Annotated in this window: 5 protein-coding genes; all 5 read left to right on the forward strand. The window is 56.8% G+C overall.

Annotated features, from left to right (window positions below; genetic code table 11):
* Window positions 1-68 precede the first annotated feature (68 nt).
* The 5 genes from ACFSOY_RS08015 (at window position 69) to ACFSOY_RS08035 (ending at window position 6,125) form a co-directional block, all read left to right on the forward strand.
* Entirely contained in the window at window positions 69-1,577 is a 1,509-nt protein-coding gene (locus ACFSOY_RS08015; RefSeq protein ID WP_386045474.1) for an MDR family MFS transporter, read from the forward strand.
* Window positions 1,578-1,688: 111 nt separating this feature from the next.
* Window positions 1,689-2,384 carry a response regulator transcription factor gene (locus tag ACFSOY_RS08020; RefSeq protein ID WP_386045476.1) on the forward strand — a complete coding sequence of 232 codons (696 nt, stop codon included), beginning with the start codon at window positions 1,689-1,691 and terminating at the stop codon, window positions 2,382-2,384.
* Window positions 2,381-3,382 (forward strand): sensor histidine kinase, encoded by a 1,002-nt coding sequence (locus ACFSOY_RS08025; protein ID WP_386045478.1) that lies wholly within the window; start codon window positions 2,381-2,383, stop codon window positions 3,380-3,382. The genes ACFSOY_RS08020 and ACFSOY_RS08025 overlap by 4 nt, the downstream gene beginning before the upstream one ends.
* Window positions 3,383-3,457: 75 nt before the next feature.
* Window positions 3,458-4,228 (forward strand): ABC transporter ATP-binding protein, encoded by a 771-nt coding sequence (locus ACFSOY_RS08030; RefSeq protein ID WP_386045480.1) that lies wholly within the window; start codon window positions 3,458-3,460, stop codon window positions 4,226-4,228.
* Window positions 4,203-6,125, forward strand: coding sequence for an FtsX-like permease family protein (locus ACFSOY_RS08035; protein ID WP_386045482.1), 1,923 nt, complete (start codon window positions 4,203-4,205; stop codon window positions 6,123-6,125). Before ACFSOY_RS08030 ends, ACFSOY_RS08035 begins: the two co-directional genes overlap by 26 nt.
* Window positions 6,126-6,162 lie beyond the last annotated feature (37 nt).

Genomic DNA, 6,162 nt, shown 5'->3' on the forward strand with positions numbered 1-6,162 from the left:
GCACATCAGCACATTACCGCATCACGACCTATCCGATTCAAGCTAATTCAAGGAAGGATGATTCACCGATGGTTGCAAAAGAAAGCAAGATGGGCTTTGTCGTCGCGGGGCTCTTGCTCGGCATCCTGATGGCGGCGATGGACAACACGATCGTCGCGACTGCGATGGGCACGATCGTCGCCGACCTCGGCGGGCTGGAGCAGTTCGTCTGGGTGACCTCCGCCTATCTGGTCGCTTCGATGGCGGGGATGCCGATCTTCGGCAAGCTCTCCGACATGTATGGACGCAAGCGGTTTTTCCTCTTCGGCCTGATCGTCTTTTTGATCGGTTCGATCCTCTGCGGCATCGCGCAGACGATGACGCAGCTGGCGATCTTCCGCGCGATCCAAGGGATCGGCGGCGGCGCACTGATGCCGATCGCCTTCACCATCGTCTTCGATCTGTTTCCGCCGGAGAAACGCGGCAAGATGACCGGCCTGTTCGGAGCGGTCTTCGGCACGTCGAGCATCTTCGGACCGCTGCTCGGCGCATGGATCACCGAGGGCATCTCTTGGCACTGGGTGTTCTATGTCAACGTGCCGATCGGCATCATCTCGCTCCTGATCATCTCGATCTACTATAAAGAGTCGGTCGAGCACTCCAAGCAGAAGATCGACTATCTGGGTGCCATCACCCTGGTCGGAGCGGTGATCTGCCTGATGTTCGGGCTGGAGCTTGGCGGCAACCAATACGCTTGGAATTCTGCCCCGATCCTGTCGCTGTTCACCGCCTTTGCGGTGCTGTTGCTCGCCTTCCTCTTGATCGAGCGCAAGGCGGAAGAGCCGGTGATCAATTTCGGCATGTTCAAGAAGCGCCTGTTCTTTACCTCGAATATGGTCGGCGTGCTCTACGGTGCAGCCTTCATCGTGGCGACGATCTACATCCCGATCTTCGTGCAAGGCGTGATGGGCGGGACGGCGACCAACTCCGGCCTGATCCTGCTGCCGATGACGATCGGCTCTGTCATCGCCGCGTCTGCAGGCGGGATGATCACCGGGAGGATGTCCTACAAAAACGTGATGATCCTCTCCGGCATCCTCTTTGTGCTCGGCTCCTACCTGCTCTCGACGCTGTCGCCCGACACGTCCAATCTGATGCTCTCCCTGTTCATGGTGATCACCGGGCTCGGGGTGGGAGTCTCCTTCTCCGTGCTTCCGGCAGCTGCCGTCCACGGGATGGACATGCGCCAGCGCGGGCAGGCGACCTCGACCAACTCGTTCCTGCGCACGCTCGGCATGACGCTTGGCATCTCGATCTTCGGCATCATCCAGCGCAACGCGCTGACGACCAAGATGGAAGAGTCGCTCTCCGGCACAGGACAAGCGCCGGGCGGTGCCTTTCCGACCGACTCCCGCGCCATCCTTTCGCCAGAGGCGCGCGAGATGATGCCACCACAGGTCTTGGAGAAGATCACCGAGGCGCTCTCCTCCTCGATCGCCACCACCTTTTTCTGGACCGTCTTGGCAGCTGTGCTCGCCTTCGCCTTTGTGCTGGCGATGAGCAACGAGCGTTTGTCCGAACTGAAACGAGCGCAATGACCTGCGACCGGCGATCTGCCGGTCTTTTTTGATCCGCGCAGCCGTCTGGATCATTTGCGCATGGCCTGCTCGTCGTGTAGTTTTACATAGAGAAGATAGGAGGGACCCGTTTTGTTTAAGATCATGATCGTCGAAGATGACCAGAAGATCGCGCATCTGCTCTGCTCGCATCTCGAACGATATGGCTATCAAGCCTTTCCGATCACCGACTTCAACCGCATCATGGAGCAGTTTGGCGACGTGCAGCCCGACTTGGTGCTGCTCGATGTCAACCTGCCGAAGTTTGACGGCTACTATTGGTGCCGTCAGATCCGCCTGCAATCGAGCTGCCCGATCCTGTTCATCTCCGCCCGCGAAGGCAAGATGGATCAGGTGATGGCGCTGGAAAACGGAGCGGACGACTACATCACCAAACCGTTTCACTATGAGGTGGTGCTCGCGAAGATCAGCAGCCAGCTGCGCCGCGCCTACGGTTCCTACGCAGCGCCGCAAAAAGAGCGCACCATCGAAGCGGCCGGACTGCTGCTCTATCCGGAGCGGCTGAAGCTGTCCTATCGCGAGCAGACGGTCGAACTCGGCGCCAAAGAGTCCGCCTTGCTGCAATCGATGATGGAGCGGCTCGATCGGGTCGTCTCCCGCGAGCTGTTGCTCAACCAGCTCTGGGACGATCAGGTGTTTGTGGACGACAACACGCTCAACGTATATATCACGCGCGTTCGCAAAAAATTAAAAGACCTCGGGATCGAAAATGCGATCGAGACGGTGCGCGGCAGCGGCTACCTCCTGCGGGTCACCTGGGAGGCATGACGTTGAAGCTCTTCCTGCGCGACCACGCGTACCTGCTCCCGATGTTTGCGATCCAAATCGGCGTCTCCATCCTCGTCTACTGGCTGGCGGGCAATCAAAACATCTGGATCGCCCTCTACATCGTGCTGCTCAGCGCCTGCCTGCTCCTGCTCTTTCTCACCTACCGCTACTGGCGGCTGTCGCGCTTTTATCGCCGCGTATCCACGCCGATGACCAAGCTGGACGACGCGATGCAAAGCCTCGGCGACGCGCCGCTCGCCACAGCGCTCGACGAGTTGCTGCGCTCCCAGTACGGCCAGTGTCAAGGACAGATACACGCTTATGAACGGCGCATTCGCGACCATGCGAACTTTATCAACCAGTGGGTGCACGGGATGAAAACACCGCTGTCTGTCATTCACCTGACGATCCAAGAGGAGGACGATCCGATCTTCCACAGCATCCGCGAAGAGACAGACCGGCTCCGGCGCGGCTTGGAGACCGTCCTCTACACCTCTCGCCTCGGCTCCTTTGAGCACGATTTTCACGTCGAGCCGGTCGATCTCACCAGCGTCGTCCGCGCGGTGATCCGCGAAAACAAAGCGTACATGATTCGCAACCGCGTCTTTCCAGAGGTGCAGGTCGATCCGTCCTATCGCATCTACTCGGATGAAAAATGGCTGGGCTTTCTGCTCGGGCAGATCGTCACCAACGCCATTCGCTATTCGGACAAGCCGGACAGCAAAATCTCGATCACCGGCCGCATCCGCGGCAAAGACATCCTCTTGGAAGTGAAAGATAGCGGAGTCGGCATTCCCTCGCAGGACCTGAAGCGCGTGTTCGCCCCCTACTTCACCGGGGAGAACGGGCGCGTGTTTTCCGAGTCGACCGGGATGGGGCTGTATCTGGTGCGGCAGATCTGCGATCGGCTCGGACACCGAGTCGAGCTCGAATCGCAGGTCGGGGTCGGCACGACCGTCCGCCTCTATTTTTCCCAACCTTACACCGATGTAAGGTAGATGCAAGGTTGATCCATAGTTCGCGGAGGCCATCCTCCTGTAAAGTAAGGGCATCACCTAAAAGGAGACGTGAACATGGAAATGCTAACCGTTCAAAACCTAAGCAAAGTATACGGAGGCAAAGTGACCTACCGCGCCTTGTCCGATATTAATTTCACCGTTCAACAAGGAGAGTTTATCGGCATCATGGGGCCGTCTGGGAGCGGCAAGACCACCTTGCTCAACCTGCTCTCCACCATCGACAACCCGACTTCTGGCGAAGTGCTGATCAACGGCAAGAACCCGTACCGATTGCGCAAAAACCAGCTGGCCGTCTTTCGCCGCCAACAGCTCGGGTTCGTCTTTCAAGATTTCAACCTGCTCGACACGCTGACCCTCGCCGAAAACATCGTGCTTCCCTTGACACTGGACGGCAAGAGCGTTCGCGAGATGCAGGAAAAGCTCGACGCGATCGCCAAACAGCTCGGCATCCACGAGATTTTGAACAAGCGCACCTACGAAGTATCGGGCGGTCAACGCCAGCGCGCTGCGATCGCCCGCGCGCTCATCCACCAGCCGTCCTTGCTGCTGGCCGATGAGCCGACCGGCGCGCTCGATTCCAAATCTTCCAAAGGCGTGATGGAAGCGCTGGAGACGATGAACCGCACCGGAGGCACGACCACCCTGCTCGTCACCCACGACCCGCAAGCGGCCAGCTACTGCCACCGCGTGCTGTTCCTGAAAGACGGTCAGGTGATCAACGAAATCTACCGCGGCGACAACCGCCAGACCTTCTTCCAAGAGATTTTAAACATGCTTTCGTTTTTAGGAGGGAACGCACATGAATTTTCTGCAGTTCGCCTCTAACAACGTCAAGCGCAACGCCCGCTCCTATTCCGCCTATCTGCTGAGCAGCGCGTTTGCCGTCATGATCTTTTTCATCTATGCGATGTTCTACTTCCATCCTGGGATCGAAGATTCCAACTTGGGGAGGATGGCGAAGATGGGGATGAAAGGTGCCGAATATGTGATCTTCGTCGTCTCGTTCCTGTTCATTCTCTACTCGATCTCCTCCTTCTTAAAAGCGCGGAAAAAAGAGTTTGGGATTCTGACCATCCTCGGCGCTGAAGGTCGTCAGATCAACAAGTTGCTCCTGCTGGAAAACATGCTGATCGGGATCGTTGCGATCGTGCTCGGCATAGGCTTTGGCCTGATCCTGTCCAAGCTGTTCCTGATGTTCGGCGCGAAGGTGATCGACATCGACGAACTGCCCTTTTACCTGCCGTGGAATGCGATCATCCTGACCGCTTCCGTCTTCTTCGCCCTGTTTCTGGTCATCTCCGTACTGTCTGTCGGAATGGTTCGCAAGTCGAAAGTGCTCGACCTGTTGCAAGGCACCAACAAGCCGAAGCCGGAGCCGAAATCGTCTGTGCTGCTCTCGCTCGTCTGTGTCGCCCTTCTAGGAAGTGCGATCTATATCGCGCAGACGAATCTCAAGTCCGAAACCCTGCTCGCGATTCTCGTCCTCGGCCTGATCGGTCTGTACCTGTTCTACACGCAGCTGAGCGTGATGATCATCCGCCTGCTCAAGAAAAACCGCTCCTTCTTCTGGCGCGGCACCAACCTGATCTGGCTGTCCGAGATGACGTACAAGATGAAAGACAACGCCCGCATGTTCTTCCTCGTCACCGTCGTCACCACGATGGCTTGCTCCTCGATCGGGATCGTGCTGACACTAAAAAATCAAAATGATGAGATGTACAAAAACGATCCGTTCGCGATGAACTATAGCTCGTTTGGAAAAGAGGTCGCAGAAAAAGACCTGCAAATGATCGAATCAACGCTGCACCAAGAAGGCATCTCGTTTGAACGGATTGACACAGAAGTATTCGGCAGCTCGCTCAAAGATGTTCCAGATGGGTTCGCAGCATTCATCTCTCTGACCGACTACAACAAGCTTGCCAAAGCATTAAATGTTGAGCAGTTGCCTGCCATTCAGCCGGGTCATGGCGTTCTACTGAAGGGCGGAACGAACAGCAAGCGCACGCTGCCCGACCAAGTGCAGACAGAACAAGGCAACAAGTCGTTTACAATCGAAAAAGAAGAAGTGAGAAACTTGCGCGGCATGGCGCAGACGCTGGTCATCGCTGACGAAGAGTTCAAAGCGCTCGTCCAAGCGGCCGGTCCCGAATCGAAAGGACTGCAGACAGAGATCATCTACCATGTGCCCGCATGGAATGGCCAAGACGTGCCCGACTCCAAGTCGAAAGAAGTGATCGTCAGCAAAGCGGTGTTCAATCAAATGATGTCCGCTCTCGACAATGGAGAAACAAACGGATACCTCAGCGCACGTGCTGCCGATTATATGGGGCTGAAAGAAGCGACCAACCTGATCTCCTTCATCGGTGTGTTCATCGCCGCGATCTTCTCGATCTCGACGGCGAGCTTCCTGCACTTCCGCTTGTTCACCGATCTTCAGCAGGATCGCGTCAGCTATCTTGCACTCTCCAAGATCGGGGTGAGCATCAAAGAGATGCGCAAGGCGTCCACCATCCAGATCGCAGCACTGTTCTTCATCCCGCTCGTCATCTCGGCGATCTTGACCTTTGTCGGCCTGCTCTCGGTGCTCTCCGACATGCTCTCCTGGAAGGCGATCCTCACCCCATCGCTGTACGGGATCGGCGCTTTCACCATCGCCCAGCTCGTCTACTTCTTCTTCGTTCGTTCGCGCTACCTGTCGCAACTGAAACGAGTGATGGTGTAAAGAGCTTCGCAATACCAGTAGAAAACACATGCAAAAA

The organism is Tumebacillus lipolyticus, assembly GCF_042682745.1.
In the GTDB taxonomy this organism is placed as follows: domain Bacteria; phylum Bacillota; class Bacilli; order Tumebacillales; family Tumebacillaceae; genus Tumebacillus_A; species Tumebacillus_A lipolyticus.

Excerpts from the sequence above, each read along its gene's own strand:
- ACFSOY_RS08035 (WP_386045482.1), top strand. The coding sequence starts at position 4,203 with ATGAATTTTCTGCAGTTCGCCTCTAACAACGTCAAGCGCAACGCCCGC.
- ACFSOY_RS08030 (WP_386045480.1), top strand. The coding sequence starts at position 3,458 with ATGGAAATGCTAACCGTTCAAAACCTAAGCAAAGTATACGGAGGCAAA.
- ACFSOY_RS08015 (WP_386045474.1), top strand. The coding sequence starts at position 69 with ATGGTTGCAAAAGAAAGCAAGATGGGCTTTGTCGTCGCGGGGCTCTTG.
- ACFSOY_RS08025 (WP_386045478.1), top strand. The coding sequence starts at position 2,381 with ATGACGTTGAAGCTCTTCCTGCGCGACCACGCGTACCTGCTCCCGATG.